This window comes from Candidatus Bathyarchaeia archaeon (assembly GCA_041447175.1).
GTDB lineage: Archaea > Thermoproteota > Bathyarchaeia > Bathyarchaeales > Bathycorpusculaceae > JADGNF01.
In genome coordinates this window covers 302,514-319,246 of the sequence record CP166960.1, presented here as the reverse complement: position 1 = coordinate 319,246, position 16,733 = coordinate 302,514, and the positions used below count along the sequence as shown (strand labels likewise).

The 16,733-nt window shown below is 48.8% G+C and carries 17 protein-coding genes; 8 read left to right on the top strand and 9 right to left on the bottom strand.

Going from position 1 to position 16,733, the window contains the following annotated elements; translation table 11 throughout:
• Both ACBZ72_01635 and ACBZ72_01630 read right to left on the bottom strand, forming a co-directional pair.
• Positions 1–138: a hypothetical protein gene (locus ACBZ72_01635; protein ID XES77591.1), complete on the bottom strand. Its 138-nt coding sequence runs from the start codon at positions 136–138 to the stop codon at positions 1–3.
• A 165-nt stretch (positions 139–303) separates the two neighbouring features.
• Complete coding sequence (locus ACBZ72_01630) at positions 304–852, bottom strand: metallophosphoesterase family protein (GenBank protein ID XES77590.1); 549 nt, start codon at positions 850–852, stop codon at positions 304–306.
• A 436-nt stretch (positions 853–1,288) separates the two neighbouring features.
• Here ACBZ72_01630 and ACBZ72_01625 point away from each other — a divergent pair, with 436 nt between their 5' ends.
• Positions 1,289–1,864, top strand: coding sequence for a flavodoxin family protein (locus ACBZ72_01625; protein XES77589.1), 576 nt, complete (start codon positions 1,289–1,291; stop codon positions 1,862–1,864).
• A gap of 40 nt (positions 1,865–1,904) precedes the next feature.
• On the opposite strand, the gene hcp is transcribed toward ACBZ72_01625, so the two are convergent.
• From hcp to ACBZ72_01600, 5 genes are all read right to left on the bottom strand, one after another.
• A complete protein-coding gene (hcp, locus tag ACBZ72_01620) occupies positions 1,905–3,533 on the bottom strand; it encodes a hydroxylamine reductase (protein XES78710.1) in 1,629 nt (542 codons plus the stop codon).
• Between the two features lie 548 nt (positions 3,534–4,081).
• A complete protein-coding gene (locus tag ACBZ72_01615) occupies positions 4,082–5,269 on the bottom strand; it encodes a hypothetical protein (protein ID XES77588.1) in 1,188 nt (395 codons plus the stop codon).
• Positions 5,270–5,373: 104 nt separating this feature from the next.
• Positions 5,374–6,645: a hypothetical protein gene (locus ACBZ72_01610; protein XES77587.1), complete on the bottom strand. Its 1,272-nt coding sequence runs from the start codon at positions 6,643–6,645 to the stop codon at positions 5,374–5,376.
• 97 nt (positions 6,646–6,742) lie between these two features.
• A complete protein-coding gene (locus ACBZ72_01605; protein ID XES77586.1) occupies positions 6,743–7,552 on the bottom strand; it encodes a hypothetical protein in 810 nt (269 codons plus the stop codon).
• Between the two features lie 3 nt (positions 7,553–7,555).
• Positions 7,556–8,173, bottom strand: a complete 618-nt coding sequence (locus ACBZ72_01600; protein XES77585.1) for a hypothetical protein — start codon at positions 8,171–8,173, stop codon at positions 7,556–7,558.
• A gap of 300 nt (positions 8,174–8,473) precedes the next feature.
• Between ACBZ72_01600 and ACBZ72_01595 the strand changes: the two genes are divergently transcribed.
• Positions 8,474–8,869 carry a PadR family transcriptional regulator gene (locus tag ACBZ72_01595; protein ID XES77584.1) on the top strand — a complete coding sequence of 132 codons (396 nt, stop codon included), beginning with the start codon at positions 8,474–8,476 and terminating at the stop codon, positions 8,867–8,869.
• Between the two features lie 146 nt (positions 8,870–9,015).
• On the top strand, positions 9,016–9,735 hold the full coding sequence (locus tag ACBZ72_01590) for an aspartate/glutamate racemase family protein (GenBank protein XES77583.1): 720 nt from the start codon (positions 9,016–9,018) through the stop codon (positions 9,733–9,735).
• On the opposite strand, the gene ACBZ72_01585 is transcribed toward ACBZ72_01590, so the two are convergent.
• Positions 9,719–10,357 (bottom strand): helix-turn-helix domain-containing protein, encoded by a 639-nt coding sequence (locus tag ACBZ72_01585; GenBank protein XES77582.1) that lies wholly within the window; start codon positions 10,355–10,357, stop codon positions 9,719–9,721. The genes ACBZ72_01590 and ACBZ72_01585 overlap by 17 nt on opposite strands.
• A 167-nt stretch (positions 10,358–10,524) precedes the next feature.
• Entirely contained in the window at positions 10,525–10,668 is a 144-nt protein-coding gene (locus ACBZ72_01580; protein XES77581.1) for a hypothetical protein, read from the bottom strand.
• Here ACBZ72_01580 and ACBZ72_01575 point away from each other — a divergent pair.
• From ACBZ72_01575 to ACBZ72_01555, 5 genes are all read left to right on the top strand, one after another.
• Positions 10,660–10,851 (top strand): hypothetical protein, encoded by a 192-nt coding sequence (locus ACBZ72_01575; protein XES77580.1) that lies wholly within the window; start codon positions 10,660–10,662, stop codon positions 10,849–10,851. The two genes, ACBZ72_01580 and ACBZ72_01575, sit on opposite strands and share 9 nt — an antisense overlap.
• 94 nt (positions 10,852–10,945) lie before the next feature.
• Positions 10,946–12,283 (top strand): serine hydroxymethyltransferase, encoded by a 1,338-nt coding sequence (locus ACBZ72_01570; GenBank protein ID XES77579.1) that lies wholly within the window; start codon positions 10,946–10,948, stop codon positions 12,281–12,283.
• 118 nt (positions 12,284–12,401) lie between these two features.
• Positions 12,402–14,033, top strand: a complete 1,632-nt coding sequence (locus ACBZ72_01565) for a Kelch repeat-containing protein (protein ID XES77578.1) — start codon at positions 12,402–12,404, stop codon at positions 14,031–14,033.
• Positions 14,030–15,547, top strand: coding sequence for a Kelch repeat-containing protein (locus tag ACBZ72_01560; GenBank protein XES77577.1), 1,518 nt, complete (start codon positions 14,030–14,032; stop codon positions 15,545–15,547). Before ACBZ72_01565 ends, ACBZ72_01560 begins: the two co-directional genes overlap by 4 nt.
• A 105-nt stretch (positions 15,548–15,652) precedes the next feature.
• A complete protein-coding gene (locus ACBZ72_01555; protein ID XES77576.1) occupies positions 15,653–16,732 on the top strand; it encodes a radical SAM protein in 1,080 nt (359 codons plus the stop codon).
• Position 16,733: the final 1 nt, after the last annotated feature.

Below are 16,733 nucleotides of genomic sequence, written 5' to 3'. Positions count from 1 at the left end.
TCACCATTCTATTTCTTTGTCGGCTATGTTAGCCCAGCATTCTTTGCAGATGGGCAGCGTAGCGCCGTTCACTACTATGTATAGTTTTATGTTTTCGCTGTTGCAGTTATCTTCCCATGGGTTTTGACAGTGCTCCATTTTTTTGCCTCCTGTCTGCCAATCTGTTAAAGTTGCTTTTAAAACGCCTCTTGAAAAGACTTTGCAACGCACTGGGGAGGGGTCAGTTAAAATGAAAAATCAGTGCGTTGCCAAGTGCCGCCACAATCAGTTAACCCGAAAAATTTGGTGACAACGGGGGTCGATTTAGGTCACTTCAAGTATCTCAGGAATTATAGAATCGGCAGTCAGCTTAAGAATGCCAACCGTAGGTTTACACAGAAAAGGCGGTTCAGGGTTTGTAGGGCTGCCGGGGTTAATGAAGAGGGTTTGACCTTCCCAACGCACTTTAGACATATGCGTGTGCCCAAAGACCACGACATCAAAACCGTTTTGGTTTGCAAGTTCCCGCATCTTACATAAACCCTGAAAGCCACCTGGGTCATGGGTGACGCCGATTTTCCAATCTGCAACTTTTAGGGAATTAACTTTGGGAAAAACACTCTGAATTTGGGGTCCATCCATGTTTCCATGAACTGCCAGCACAGGTGCGATTTTTTCCAGTTCGTCAATAACGCTTAGTTCGACAATGTCGCCAGCGTGAATAATGTAGTCTACGTTTGCAAAAACCCTGAAAACCGCGTTGGGAAGGGCTTTGGCGCGAGAGGGAATATGTGTGTCACTGATTAGACCTAGGGTTTTCACTGTTCTTGATTTTGGCAGGTTTGTGGGAAGCGGTGTTTGGTCAAACGCCATTGTTAGGCAACCTTTTGGGTTTTCGATTTATTTTTTAGTGTCTTGGCTATTTGGGTTTTTTGTCTCAAATTGACCAAATCGCCGAAGGCTATAATTTACAGAGTCAGGTGACGCTCGCAATTAATTGTTTATGTCTCCTGCAGAGGACGGCGCTGAGGTATTAAATTTGTGTTGTAGACATGAGGTTGTCACAACTTGTTATAAGCCTTGAAACGAAGTAGTATAATGTCCTGAAGCCATCGTGAAGCTTGGTGGGTCGGGCGTTAACAAGACGCGGAAGCAAGTCCCCTCATCCCCCAAAAAAATTTTTCAGCCCGCGGCTCTTAACAGCCTGATCCACTAACCCACACTTTTAAACTAACACGTGGTTGCACGGTGCACGGTACTTTTTTATGATGCCTTGCGCGAATTGCTGTAGTTATTGGAGTGTGTTGTTGTGAAAGTTGTAGCTTTTAATGGGAGTGCCCGAAAAGACGGAAACACCGCTTTGCTTCTTAAACGTGTCCTAGATGTTCTTGAATCTGAGGGCATCGAAACCGAGCTGGTGCAGCTTGCGGGACAACAAATCCGCGGCTGTACGGCCTGCAGAAAATGTTTTGAAACAATGAACCAACGCTGCATCATCGAGGAGGACAACGTGAATCTTTACATCCAAAAGATGGCGGAGGCTGACGGTGTGCTTTTGGGTTCGCCGACGTATTTTTCGATGATGACGCCCGAGTTGAAGGCGCTCATTGACCGGGCAGGGTTTGTTGCTCGAGCGCAGCCTGAAATCCTGAGGCGTAAAGTTGGAGCTGCCGTGGTCGCGGTTAGGCGTGCGGGTGGAATGCCCACGTTTGATGCGATAAACCATTTCTTCTTCATTAACGAGATGATTGTTCCAGGTTCGTCTTATTGGAATGTTGGGGTTGGACATAAAAAAGGCGAAATCACTGCGGATGAGGAAGGCATGAAAACCATGGAGGATTTGGGCAGAAACATGGCGTGGCTTCTTAAGAAAATAAAAGCCTAACCACTTCTTTCCCCTTTTACCGAAAAAAGGAGGAGGGTGTTTAGCCCAAGATGGCTTTGAGGTCTTCGTCGGCGGTTTTTATGGGCATGATGTTGAAGTTGTCCACAAGCACTTGCAGCACGTTTGGTGTAATGAATGCGGGTAGGCTGGGGCCAAGGCGGATGTTTTTAACGCCCAAATACAGCAGGGATAGTAGAATGGCGCATGCTTTCTGTTCGTACCATGACAGAATCATCGACAAAGGCAGCTCGTTTAAGCTTACGTTGAAGGCTTTTGCCAGCGCCTGCGCAATTACAACTGCTGAGTAGGCGTCGTTGCATTGCCCAATATCCAGCAGTCTTGGAATTCCGCCAATTTCACCAAGGTCTTTGTCAAAGAAGCGGAATTTGCCGCATGCCAACGTTAGGATAACGGTGTCTTTGGGAGCTTTCTCGACGAATTCGGTGTAGTAGCTGCGTCCAGGTTTTGCGCCGTCACAGCCGCCCACCAGAAAGAAGTGTCGGATTTTGCCTTGCTTGACTGCGCCCACCACCGCGTCTGCTACTCCGAGAACGGCGTTCCGGGCAAAGCCCACCATTACAGATTTGCCTTCCACATCGTCAGGAAAGCCGGGCATGGCGAGGGCTTTTTCTATTACGGGGGTGAAGTCTCTGTCGGGGATATGCGTCACTTCTGGCCAGCCGACGGGTCCAGCGGTGAAGATGTTGTCTTTGTAGTTTTCGGCGGGTTTTTGGATGCAGTTGGTGGTCATGAGAATGGCGCCGGGGAATTGGGGGAATTCGCGGATTTGGTTTTGCCATGCGGTGCCGTAGTGTCCGTAGAAGTGGGGGTACTTTTTGAGTTGGGGGTAGCCGTGGGCAGGGAGCATTTCGCCGTGCGTGTAGACGGTGATGCCTTTGCCTTCAGTCTGTTTCAGAAGCGCATCCAAGTCCATAAGGTCGTGTCCTGAGACGAGAAGGGCTTTGCCTTTTTTGTGTCCCAGAGGCACTTTGGTTGGGACTGGGTGTCCGTAGGTTTCGGTGTGTCCTGCGTCGAGGAGCTCCATGGCGCGGATGTTGATTTCGCCGCATTTTAGGGCTAAACCCACAAAGTCGTTTACGCCTAAAGATTTGTCCAGTGTTGCGGCGAGTCCTTGTTCGATGAATTCGAAGACTGTGGGGTCTTTTTTGCCTAAGTGGTAGGCGTGGTATGCGTAGGCTGCGACGCCTTTGATGCCGTAGATGAGCAGCCAGTGAAGCCCTTGCAGGTCGGGGTTGTCGGCTGAGTCTGCCTGGATGCCGACTTGTTTGCCCTGCTTAACCATGCCTTCCAGGGTCTCTTCGGGGATGAGGGTTGCGGCGCCTTGGAAGTCGATTTTTCCTCCTGCAGCCTTGACCTTCGCTTTGAGGTCTTCGCGTAACTCGAGGGTTTTTTTGATGTAGCGGTTTATGAGGTCGTCTGGGTCAAAGTTGACGTTGGTTAGGGTTGCGAAGGCGGCTTCAGCTATGAAGAGGTCGGTTTGTTCGTCTGCTACGCCGACTCTTTTTGCTTCCACGGCGATTTGGCTTGTTCCTCGAAGCAGGTAAATTAGGAGGTCTTGGAGGCAGGCTACGTCAGGGGATTTGCCGCATACGCCAAAGGTGGAGCAGCCTTTGCCTTGGGCGGTTTGTTCACATTGCCAACAGAACATGGCGGTTTCAGGTTGAGTTTGACTCATATTTGTTCACCTTACCTGTTGGGTTAATTAGGTTTGGGCAGAGATAGCGTTTGTCCCGAACATTTCAGGGATTTTTAAAAGATGTTGAAGCGGTTTGCCTAATTAAGAGAGAAACGCGCGTGATTTAAAGGGTTTGTTCAGCCCTTAGGCGCAAGGGCTATTTGCTTGGCAAAAACAATAGCTTCTATTTATACGCCCAGCACTTGCTCATCATCGATAGCGAAGCGTCAACACATCCCCCAAAGAAATAAACTAACAAGGAAGGAACGTTGAACACTCAACCGTTTTCTTCCACATATGCAAAACGACTTCGATGAAAACTCGACAGCCTACAACCACAACTACAGCAGACAACAAAAGCAACACTAACCCAGAAAGTAACCACCTACAACCCTGAACCGCCAAAACAAAACAGCAACCGAACGCAAAACCCTCTAAACACCACGGCAATAGAACAATTTGCTAAAAAGAAAAACTGTAGAAGCCCACTTTAAAGACGAAACGATTGTCACCTAAAGCGGTCATCCCACAAGCTTAAGCCTTCTTCTCAAGACCACTACAACAACGCAAACTACAACAGCTAACGCCAAGGGCACCCAAGGTGTTAATTCAGGAATTGATGGAGATGGCGACGCGGTCGTCATAGTTGGTGGGGATGACTGCAGCCCAGAAGGCTGAGTTGTTGGGTTGGAATTTGCAGCTTCTACAATGGCCAGCCAAGGCTTACTGCCACCAGATGGCATCTCGCCTGCAATGGCATAACCGTCATTTTGCGTTTGAACCAGGCAAGCGGTACGCGCGGGTAAATTGCTTATTGTCCATTGCTCACTACCATTACCATCCACCTTTACTATGCCAGAGGAAGTGGCTATTGCGAAGTCGCCGTTGCTTGTCTTGATCATTTGACGAGCGCCGTCGCCAGCGAAGTATCTGGTCCATAGCTCGCTGCCGTTTGCATCCGTCTTTGTTATGGCGTTGTTTGCCCCCCCGCCATTAGAGCGTAGCCATATCCATCCTCCCAAGGCGTACCCGCCATCGTTTGTGGTGACCAGTGATACAAACCCAACCGTGTTGTCTTCGCTGTCGCCGTAGGTGTGGCTCCATTCTATATTGCCAGTGGAGTTTGCTTTAGCTAACGCGAAACTCTTGTTTTGGTAACCCGCCATCACAAAGTCGCCGTCGCCGCTTATCTGCAAAGAGCTAAAGCTGAAACTGCTGTAGCTTTGATTGTACTGTATTTCGCCTTGGGAGTTAGTTTTAATCAGGTAAGAGGGACCATAAAAACCGCCATAGCTACAGACAAAAGCGCACCCGCCGTCTGGAGTTTGAACTATCGAGCTGGCGGGGCCAAAGCCGGGCTGTTGGAGTCCGTTTATACTCCACTGCTGGTTACCTAAAGAATCTGTTTTGGTTACCCAATATTCTATTTCGCCAAGGGAGTTTAAAATCACTGTACCCGCTAAAACGTATCCACCATCGCTTGTTTGTGTCACTGAACTAGCCGAGGTTGAGGTACCTTGGTAAAATGTTCGCTGCCACACAATGGATGGGGAAACAGGAGCTACTTCAATCCCACTATCGGCTCTAACTAAACCTACGGGCAACAGCACCAGCAAAACTACCGACAAAACTATCACTAAACGCGACTTTTCCTTGCAAAAACGCTTTAAGAGCAAAGAGCCAACGATTGCCCAAGTTTTCTTACCCATAGCAATCATTCACCTAACGTCCTAAGTTGCCTAAAAGCATGTTTGTAAAGATTTGTTTTGTAAAGAAAAACTATGTCAACAAACTTGTTGGAACAGCTAGCGGATTATTTCAGCAGACGCTTTTTCCTGAAGATGAAAGCGGCAAAACATGCTGCTACAGCGCAAACCAAAATTAGAATCGGTTTCAATTCGGGTACTGTTGGCGATGGCAACGTTGTTATCGTTGGCTGAAGTGCTTGCGATGAACTTGAAGTATTACTGGCAACAACCGTAGACGAAGGGGACGAAAGATAGTTTCCATCTGCATCTGTTTTTAAAAGCCATACATAAGAAATCCCACTCTGACCGTCAGTATCGGGCAAGGATGCACCTCCCAAAATCGCATACCCTCTATCATAGGTCTGAATTATTGAAAATTCGGACGTATAATAAAAATTTGTGGGCAGATCCAGACCTTTGGTCCATAATGTGTTGCCTTCTGAATCCGTCTTAAACAGCGTTAAATTTGAGCATAAAATGTAGCCTTCTTCACCAGTAGCCGCCATCAACAATGGGAACCCTCCTGGATAATTCCTCATCCATAATATGTTCCCGCTTGAATCAGTCTTTATTAGTCCTCCGTGTCCAGTGCCGCTACGGTTCCATAGTGTACCCGCTAGCGCATATTCGCCAGCACTATTTTGGGCTATGGACCGACCATAATCAATATCTTCACTGCCATACGTTTTACTCCACTCCAACTCGCCCGATGAATCGGTTTTGATAAGCAAAAAATCTGGACCCTGACTTTTAGATCCTAATAGGGCGTATCCACCATCAAGGGTTTGGATAAGCGAATGAGCTGCTCCCTGCATCACTGTTTCGTACGTTTTGCTCCATGTGGTATATCCCAACTCATCCGTCTTAACTAGCCAAAAAGCCTCTTTGTTAAGCATTACATCCCCGGAAGAACCTGCAATAGCATAGTTGCCGTCACTTGTTTGTATAAGCGAATACGCCATATTTCCTTCAATAAGGGTCCTGTTCCACTCTATATTACCGTAAGCATCAAACTTAACCAACTGTGCGTCAGCAACTAATGCATACCCTCCATCACTTGTCCCAATCAAAGAATGAGCAACACCAGAACCTGATTCATACGTTCGATTCCATTCCAAATTTCCAGAGGAATCGGTTTTAAGAAGTAAAGTACCCGAATCTGTCAGACCAGCTATAACAAATCCACCATCGTAAGCTTGAACAAATGCCTCGGCGTAAAACTGGCCAGTTCCAGTTCCACCATATGTTTGAAGCCATCCTTCTAAGTGTGAGGAAGACGCAAGAGCGTTAGAACTCAAGATAGTAACTGGTAAAATTGCGAAAATCGCTAATAACAAAAATGTCATCAGCTTTTTTTTGGATATAGTGATCACCTTATATGTGTTTAATCCACTTTAAACTGTGTAAAAATATAAAAAAAGAGGTAATTGAAGTTTATGTTATTGGTTGAAATCGGTTTGCTTGTGTGATTTCACCTATCGTATTCTTAAGAAAACCGTCGTCAAATTCTTGTAGCTGAACTTGTGTTTTGTTGTTGACATTTATTGTATCAGGTTGAACGGAAATAACTCCGCTAGTCATTGTTACGTAGCCGAGTCTATGAAAAGTTACAGAAACCATGTTCGGTTTACCAGCACTCCACAGCCCCAACCCATTTATGTAGTTCGTGTAAATTCCATAGGATCCAACTTTTGCGCTCAAAACAGACTCGTCATTAGTCCAATTAAAGCGGAAATTACCAGTAACGCCATCGAACGAGTTTAAATCAAACAAGTCATAAATGCCTTCAGTTAGTTTGTTTAAGTCTGCATCTGAGAAAGAAGGGTCATTATTAGTTCCTGCGAAGAAGACAAAGTATTCGGCGGGACCTTTGTCTGATGCTATAGTTATGTTATAGACCTCTATAAGAGCATCACATGCTAAGTTTTCAGCGGCTGGTCGTGTAATGTTAAAGTATACGGCTGAAGGATACTGACTTACAGGAGACAACAAAGTTCCTCTGGAATCAGTAACTGTATCATTCGGGGCACCTCGACCCACATAAGCATATGCTGTATCTAAATTAAACTGTGATTCCGCGGTCGTTATTTCAGGAGTATTCGCTGAAAGTACATTTATGGGTGATAGAGAAAATAGGCCAACAGTTATGATCGCTATAACTATACTTGTTAACAAAGTACGCCATTCAAATACTTTTGAAGCTTTAGCCTTTCTTGGATTTGGAGACTCCGTTTTTTCGTTCATTTGCTAGCTATCCCTCCAATTGGGGTCTGGCGCATACATGTCATTTGGGTTGATAGGTGAAGAAATGTAAATTCGGTTGCTTGGGTCCGCTACTTCTATGAAGTACGACTGTGCATTAGCGCCTACGGTAGTCTGCCGGTAAGGGTAAGGCGAGAACGGGTCTTTGTCTATGGGCAAATCTTGGTAATACGCATAGTAAAGACCAAATTCCCCACTACCCCATGAGGGTGTACGGTTGTCATAGTAAGTAAAACTGTATGGACCATATTGGTATTGGCAGATCAGGGGATCGAGAGGATCACTCCGAATCGTCCACGTATGTGGATTTTGAATTGTGCCGCCATAGCCTCTTTCAAAGTGGAATATTGCGCCGTCATATGCTGGCGGAGGATCCTCATCGTAATAAGCCCCGATACCGGTGGCTGTCCATGCATCTTGATAAGAAGGAGGTTGAATCAAGTGGTCACAACGAGAAGCAGCGACGCCAGACCCGTCTTCCATGGGTTGAATAGTGTACTCACCATAGAAGCCTTTGACTTCTGAGGTTGTTAATGCCATCATAGACAATGCAAAAAACGCCATCATTAGCACTACGTATGCTATGAGATTACCTTTTTTCATTTATTTTACCTCTTGTTTTTCCATTTTTTGTTCTCTTTCTGTCCTTCGATTAGGGCAAGGCGGTGACACGCCTCCGAACAGTGTAGTTCGGGCTGGTTGGCGTGTATGGGCAGAAGTTAGGTATAGGGTTTCTTGTGGAATATGATTCATATTATTATTCTGAATGTTAGTCTTTTTTTGAACATGTGGCTGTGTTGCACAAGAGTTGGTAAACCATAAGTTATCCAAAAGCTTTAATTCAAATTGCAACCAAAACAGACTGACGCTGAAAAAGCTCAGGAAACACATGGGGTGTTTGCTGTGAAGTTCGAACCTGAGTGCAGGTGCAGCATTCGGGAAAGAGTCCTGAAAGCCTTCTTAGACTTGGTAATTATTCGGCTGCTAGCACAGCATTCCATGAGCGGCTACGAAATAAACAAAGCCATAACCAAGCAAACCGGAATCATGCTCAACCCAAGCACCATCTACTCCAAACTCTACGCATTAGAAAAACAAGGACAAGCAGGCTATGTTATGGGCAGGTCAGGAAAAATCTACAGCCTAACAGAGCAAGGACAACAAACCATGAAGAAGATGCCTGTCATACTTGTGGAAATTAATGAATCCGTCAAGGATTTGCTGATAAACCAAAAAACTGCAGGTAAGAGAAAAAGGATAACGCTTACCGAGGAACAATTAGAACAGCACATTCTGTGAATGCAAAAAGAAGACGAACCCTCAACTCCACAGACCTAATCTGTCAGCAAAAAAAGAAACTGCCTAATCAACACATTTATTGAGCAAACAAGAACAGTTCCTCCTATTCCGTAACAAAAATAAGAAATACGCACCATAATGTATTGATGACTATGCCGCGTTTAGGCGTTATCTTGCCGTCTTCAAACACTACCGTCGAAACCGAATTCTCCGCCGCCCTTCAAGGCAGCCAAATCAGCCTGCACACCACCCGCATCCCCCTGCGCGACGTAACCGTCAAAGGACTCTCAGCCATGGAGAAAGAAACCCAAGCCGCCGCGGAACTCCTAAAAGACGCAGACGTGGACGCGGTTGTGTTTGCTTGCACGTCGGGTAGCCTCATCAAAGGCGTGGGGCATGACGCCGCCCTTGCGGAGAAAATTGGGAAAGTGACTGGTCGTCCTGTGGTGGTGACTTCGCGCGCCGTGGTTGACGCCCTCAGCGATGTTGGGGCTCAACGCATCTCTGTTGCTACGCCTTATTTGGAGGAGGTGAACAGGAAGGAAGTGGAGTTTTTGGAGAAAAGCGGCTTTGAAGTGGTGAACTTGCGTTCGTTTAACTTGAAGAGCAACCTTGACATTGGCAGGTTAACCGCTGAGGACGCGGCGGTGCTTGCTCGAAGCGCCAACTCTGACTTCGCCGAAGCCCTCTTTGTCAGCTGCACCAACTTTGCCACGTTTGAGGCTTTGACGGAGCTGGAGGAGGAACTGCAAAAGCCAGTGGTCAGCAGCAACTCCGCAACGCTGTGGGCGAGCCTAAAGGCGTTGGACAGCAGTTTTAAGCCGCAATTGGGACGGCTGTTTGAAGTTTTCAGGTTTCACTCTTAAAGTAGCTCTCCAAAAGGCGCCGCATGCCCCGCCGAGTAATCTCAGAAAGCGTTGACGGACTAATGCCCAGCTTAGCGGCAAGTTCAGCGGTGTCAATTCTGCGTGGGTACTCAAAAAAGCCGCCCTTCAAAGCCAACCAGAAGATACGTTCCTGTTTCTCGGTCAACACGCCCGCTTTGGGTTCGAATTTGCCCATTTTGAGAACCCGCACTTCAAGCCCTGCCGCCTGTAGGTTGGACATGATTTTTTGGAAGGCTTCAAAGCTGGGCACCATGAAGCTGTACATGATGGTGTAGCCTTCAATGCTTTTGCCCGACACTAAGAAGGCGTCGCTGGATAGGATGGTGTGGCAGACGCCGCAGCCTTCGCTTTCCATCCAGATGGATGCTTTGCCTTCGCCTTGGTGGGCAGCAGCTTTGAGTTCGGCGGGCGGGTTGGGGAGTTGCCGTATTTCGGCGGGGTCCAGTTCGATGAGGTGCTTGACTGAGGCAGGGTTGGAGCTACGGATATCTGAGACTTTAACGTGCTTTAGCCCCAACGGCGCGAGGCGTTTAGCTATGGCGCATTGGCGGTTCTCCACTTCCAACACGACATGGTAGGGTTTGCTCCAATGGTCCTTCATGTTAATCAGAATACAGAAACTACGTCGCGAACTTATTTGACCCTTATGCAGCTAGCCCAGAGAGCAGGCAGGTGTTGTTGGTTTCCCGAGAGTTTTCGGGACAGCCAGAAGCAGGCGGGTTGCCAAATAGGCTTTGCAATTTGCCAAAGTTCAGTTGACAAAATGGCTTAAGAGTCATGGAGCCACATTGCGGTGAGTATTAGGTTGGCGAAGAGACAACGAAAACGCAAAGCTTCAGGAAAAAGAAAACCATCTACGTAACCGTAGCCGTCGCCTGTATGGCGGTGGTTTTGTCCCTGTTTTTGGCTCAAGGGTCCTCAGCCTCCCAATCCGACGGCACGAAAGAAGATACAGACGCGGATGTGTTGCCCGCCGCTTTGGGTGATGATGCCTTGTCAGCGGTCCCGTGGCTGTTTATGATTTTACCGTTTGCTGCTGTGGGCGCGTTTGTTTTGGAGTGGACAAACCGCAAAGGAAAATCGGACTCGCTCTAGCTCAAAATGCATGGCGCAATGCCGTGGGCAATTCCAGTAAGGGCTAAATACAACAAAGGCATTCACCGATTGGTAATCACTGAGGACGATACGAATGGAAGATTTCTACGACCTCTTTCTGAAACTAACAGAAGCCACCCGTAACCATGAAGAATACCGCGACCAAAAATGCATAAACATGATTGCCAGCGAAGGCATCAAATCGCCCGCCGTCAAAGAAATGCAAGCCGCAGCGTCAGATTTGGAGGGCAGGTACGCGGAAGGCGACAACGACCTGCAGGGACACGTCAAAAAACGTTACTACCAAGGTCAAAAGTACATGTCGCCCATCGAGGACTACGCCACGGACCTCATGAAGAGCCTGTTTGGCTGCAACTGGGCAGACACCCGCTTGGTTTCAGGCACCCACGCAAACCTCGCCACGTTCAAGGGGTTAAGTTTGGCGACGAAGAACCGCAAAATGGTCGTCACCCCACTCAGCTGCGGTGCCCACATCAGCCATGACTACACGGGCTTAGCAGGAGCCGTTTTGGGCATAGAAAACATCAGCCACGTCTATAACATTGACGAAATGAACATCGACGTTGACCGCTCCGCCGACGTCATCCGCTCCGCTAAACCAGGCATCGTCACGTTTGGCGGCAGCCTCTTCTTGTTCCCCCACCCCATCAAGGAGCTTAAGGAGGTCTGCGACGAAGTAGGCGCGTACGTTGCCTACGACGCCTCCCACGTTCTGGGGTTGATTGCGGGCAAGCAGTTCCAAGACCCCCTCCGCGAAGGAGCAGACTTCATCACCAGCTCCACCCACAAAACCTTCCCGGGTCCACAGGGCGGCGTTGTTATGGGCAACACGGATGGAGCTCGGCTGGATAAGGCGGTGAAGAAAATCCAGTACGCCATCTTCCCCCTCAGCGCCTCCAGCACACATCTGGGCAGGCTTCCAGCGTTGGGCGTTGCCGCGTTGGAGATGAAGCTGTTTGGTGAGGAGCTTGCGGCGCAGATTGTTAAGAACGCGCAGACGGCGGGGCAGTACCTGTACGAGAACGGCGTTAAAGTTCTCTGTGAACACAAAGGATTCACCCGCAGCCACCAAATCGCCGTAGACATCCGAGCGTTTGGCGGCGGCAACAAAATCGCCCAAGACCTCGAAGACGCCAACATCATCTGCAACAAGAACCTGCTGCCCTACGACGACCAAAGCAGCAAAGGCGACCCCTCAGGCTTGCGCATAGGCTTCCAAGACGTAACCCGCAGGGGCTTCAAGGAAGGCGACATCAAGCACCTCTGCGACCTCATGCTACAAGTAATCAAGGGCAAACGCAAACCTGCCGAAGTGCAAAAAGACGTTACGGCATTGCGTCAAGAGTTTGTGGGCGTAAAGTTTGGGTTCCAAAGCGCCCAAGAAGCCCTAGACTACATTAAAAAAGCATAAGGGCACTCCCCCGTCCCTTTTCTTGTTCAAGGAAAACAACACAAGGTTTTTCTTTACACAATAAACCTTTACAAAAACGCTTTTACCCAAAAACAGGCACCATAAAACATGGATGCCTATGCTCAGGAAAAACTGGGGCGCAGTTTGCTTTTTGGCAGCCTTTTCCCTAACCTTTACCCTCTTGGCTGCACCATTGACATCTGCTAACCCATGGGTCATCTTCAGCGAAGTAGAACCTATTCCCGACACGGTTCCACCCAGCATCGAGCTTCTGAGCCCCCAAAACAACACAATCTACCACTCCGCCAGCATCCCGTTTAGCTTCAACACCAGTAAACCCCAGCAGCCATTGCCCGTTGATGCGGGGGTGGCAAGCATCAGCTACGCCATCGACGGCTATCTTCCCAAAAGTATCTATTACTGCACACATTATCCACCACCAGGCGTAGACCACTACAGCTACTCCGAAACCCTAAACTTCACCCAAGGCAACCACAGCCTAACCGTCTACTCTTTGGGCGTTGTGCTGCCGGGAAACCGCACGATGTTTTGGACAGGAAACAACTCAACCGTCTACTTCACCTTAGACCTGACACCTGAAACCACAAACACAACCACGGCTTCGGAGGATTCATGGAAGACAAAAGCAGCCTATCAAGCATCAAGATACGCGGTAAGTCTCGCAGTAGCTAACGGCAAAATTTACGCTTTAGGCGGTTGCCTGTTTATTCAAGGCGGCGTTCCATGCGACTTCAATCAAGAATACGACCCCCTCGCGGATATTTGGGTCACCAGAAAAGCAATGCCCAGCATGAGAGGAGGCACAGGCGTAGCCGTTAACGAGGGGGAAATTTACGTTTTTGGGGGGTCATGGTTTTTGTCAGGAAGTGGTACAAACTCGGTTTGGGTCTACAACCCCACAGTCGACACGTGGAACACAAGCAAGACGCCCATGCCCACAGAGAGATATGGGATGGACGCAAATGCCGTGGACGGAAAAATCTACCTCATGGGCGGCACATCAAACGAGGCAATCAGAATAAACAACGGCTTAACATACGAAGTCACCAACACAACGCAGGTATATGATGTAGCCACAGACACATGGATCACAAAGGCGCCAATGCCGACCCCTGTTACAGATTACGCTTCGGCAGTAGTTGACGGCAAGATATACATAATTGGCGGATTAACGCGGGCAGCCAACAGCACCAAACTGAGCCTTGTTAACGTGACTCAAATCTACGACGCCAAAACCGACACTTGGCAGTTAGGAGCGCCGATTCCGAACGCGGTGAGCGGGTTAAGCGCCGCAGCTACGTCGAGTGTTATGGTGCCCAAAAGAATCTACGTTGTGGGCAAAGGATTCAACCAAGTCTACGACCCCGCAGAGGACAACTGGACGCTGGCTACGCCCATGCAGAGGACTAACCGCATGGAGAACTTTGCCGACGTAGTCGTCACATGCGTAGATGACCAGTTGTACGCTGTAGGGGGCGTCTTCAAAGGCGAAAACGGAACGTACTACTCCGTAAATGACCAATACACACCCATAGGTTATAGTGGAACGGGTTCAAGTCCACTCGTGTCGACGTCAAAGCCAAGCGAGGCTTCAGTTTTAGCATCACCAAACCCGAGTTTAGCGGCATCACCATCTCCGACAGTTCCTGAATTCAGCCCTCTCGCCGTGTTGATTGTGGCAGCCGCAGTAGGAAGTGCAGCGTTTGCTCTAAGGAGGGGGCAACATTGAAAAACAAAAGGGCAGCGTTTGCCTTGATTTCTTTGGCTGTACTTCTTGCTGCGTCAGCAAGTTCCATAACAACCGCAAACCCATACTGGTATCCGCCGTCTCTTCCTACTGGTCAAGCTGAGCCGCAGTGGGTTTATATCCAGACAATAACAGGCAATCAAAGCCAAACTGTAGACTTGTTTATGCCTACTCAGGCGCATTGGCGAGTCAGCGGCAACTATGTCTCCACAGGAGCCGCGGAGTTGATGATTTATTTTGGTTCACAATCAGGCGGGTCAAAGTCAGACAGTGACGGTATAGCGAACATGACGTGGGGCGTGGGATTGGAACATAATGGCAGAGAGCAAGTGCAGGGTAACGTAGAAATAAAAATAACCGCCACAAACGTACAAAATTACACGTTGGTTGCCGAGTACGACAACACATCCGTTACTCCAACGTTCACTTCCGAAGGAGCGTGGGAACCTAAAGCGTCACCCCTCACGAGATACGGACAAGGAGTCACGGCAGTTAATGGGAAAATTTATGTTTTTGGAGGTTACCGCGTCGTCGAGACCGCAACCGTAAACGTGCTGCAGTATTATCCATCGCTTGATAAGTGGTTTGAGAAAAAACCGATGCCCGACACGTTGGCATATTTCGGAACAGCAGTTTACGAGAACGAAATCTACGTTATAGGTGGCTGCTCAGGGCCAGAGTCAACGGGAAAAGTGACCCGTCAAGTTTGGACGTACAATCCCTTGATGGACACTTGGAACCAGAACAGAACATCCATGCCAACGGCGCGGACAGGCGCGATGGCAAACGTAGTGGATGGAATAATCTATGTGATAGGTGGCAGAAACAGCGCAGGCTTAACCAAGGCAAATGAAGCTTATGACCCCACTACGGACAGGTGGACCCAGAAAGCGCCGATGCTGGTTCCCGTGAGCGATTATGCTTCAGCCGTGGTGGACGGCAAAATCTACGTGATTGGAGGCGTAACAAGTAGCCCAAACGGAACACAGGTGCAATCTGCATTAAACCAGATTTATGACATCGAAACTGACACCTGGAAAATTGGTCCCTCCATCCCCAACGCCAACGTAAGCTTTGCAAGCGCCGCCACCACAACAGACAACTCTGCGACCAAGAAAATTTATGTGATAAGCGGCAACCTTAACCAAATCTACGACCCCTCAAGCCAACGGTGGACCAATGGAACCCCAATTCCCCTAAACAACAGCTTAGGTGACTTTGGGGGCGCCGAAGTTGTGGGCTTAAACGATAAACTGTACGCGATTGGTGGAGTTTACATGGATTACAGCATGTTCTCAGTAACTGCACAATACACCCCTGCTGACGACATCCAGTCTTCTGAGTCAGCGCCAGCAACATCAACAACTGAGAACGCTACGCCGTCGCCGACTGTACCAGAGTTTTCGCCTGCCACCGTTTTGGCTTTGATTACGGCAACAGGTTTGGCTACAGCAATTGCTACACGGAGAAAATGCGTCCAAAACCGTCAACCGTAAAAAAACAAAGCAGCCTCCAGCTAAGCGTGAAGCGCATAATCTTTTTTAGGTTGACAACTCTAAACTAGAAACACATTCAGGACATATGTAAGAGGAATTCTGTTCATGGTACATAAAGGTCCATTACTTATGACTTCTTGGCGTGCTACAGGAGCCTGCAACGCCCGATGCAAATACTGCAACGTCGACGCCACAGGCGCCAAAGCCCCCAACGAACTCACAACCAAAGAAGCCTTTCACCTCGTTGACGAGGTCACCAAGTTTGGTGTGCGGTGGTTCGGCATCAAAGGCGGCGAACCCCTCACTCGACCCGACATCTTTGAAATCGTAACCTACGCCAAAAGCAAAGGCCTCAATGTCTGCCTGCTTACCAATGGCGTCTTCGTCGACGGCAGCATATACGACAACCTCGTCAAAAACCAGGTCTGGACGTCAGTAAGCATCGACGGACCAGAAGAAATCAACGACCAACTCCGAGGCATAGGCAGCTACAAAAAAGCCTTAGCCGCCATCGAGAAGCTATCCAAAGGCAAAATCCTTAACGGCTTAGCCTGCGCCATCACCACCATTAACTACCAGCACCTTGACCACGTCGCCGAACTCGCCGACAAATACCACGCCAACTTTGTCTGGTATAACCACTTGGTGCCCAGCGGCAGAGCCAAAGTTACTATGGAGCTTGCCCCCTCGCCTGAGCAGTACGAGTGGACGCTTAACCACATCTGGGACCTAACCCAAAAGTACGAGGGCAAATTCGAAATCCACGTCCACTGCCCCCACTTTGCACGCGTCGTCAAGCAACGTAACATCCCCAACTTTGATGAATGGTACGAACACAAATTCCACGGCAAATGCACCTACTTCGCGTTTGGCGGCTACGTGAGCGTCACCGAGAACGGCGACCTGATTCCCTGCTTCTACACTGACTTGACTCCCGATGAACCCATGAAGCTGGGCAACATCCGGAACAAGAGCCTGCAGACGGCGTGGGACGAAATCAAAGCGTCACCCTTCTACACGAGCTTCCAAGACCGCAACGTCCTCAAGGGCAAATGCGGAGTCTGCGAGTACCGCGACATATGCGGCGGATGCCGAAACCGCGCCTACGCCTACACGGGCGACATGTACGAATCCGACCCCGCCTGCCCCTACATACCCGAAGTACTGCGCAAAAAAACGCAGTAAC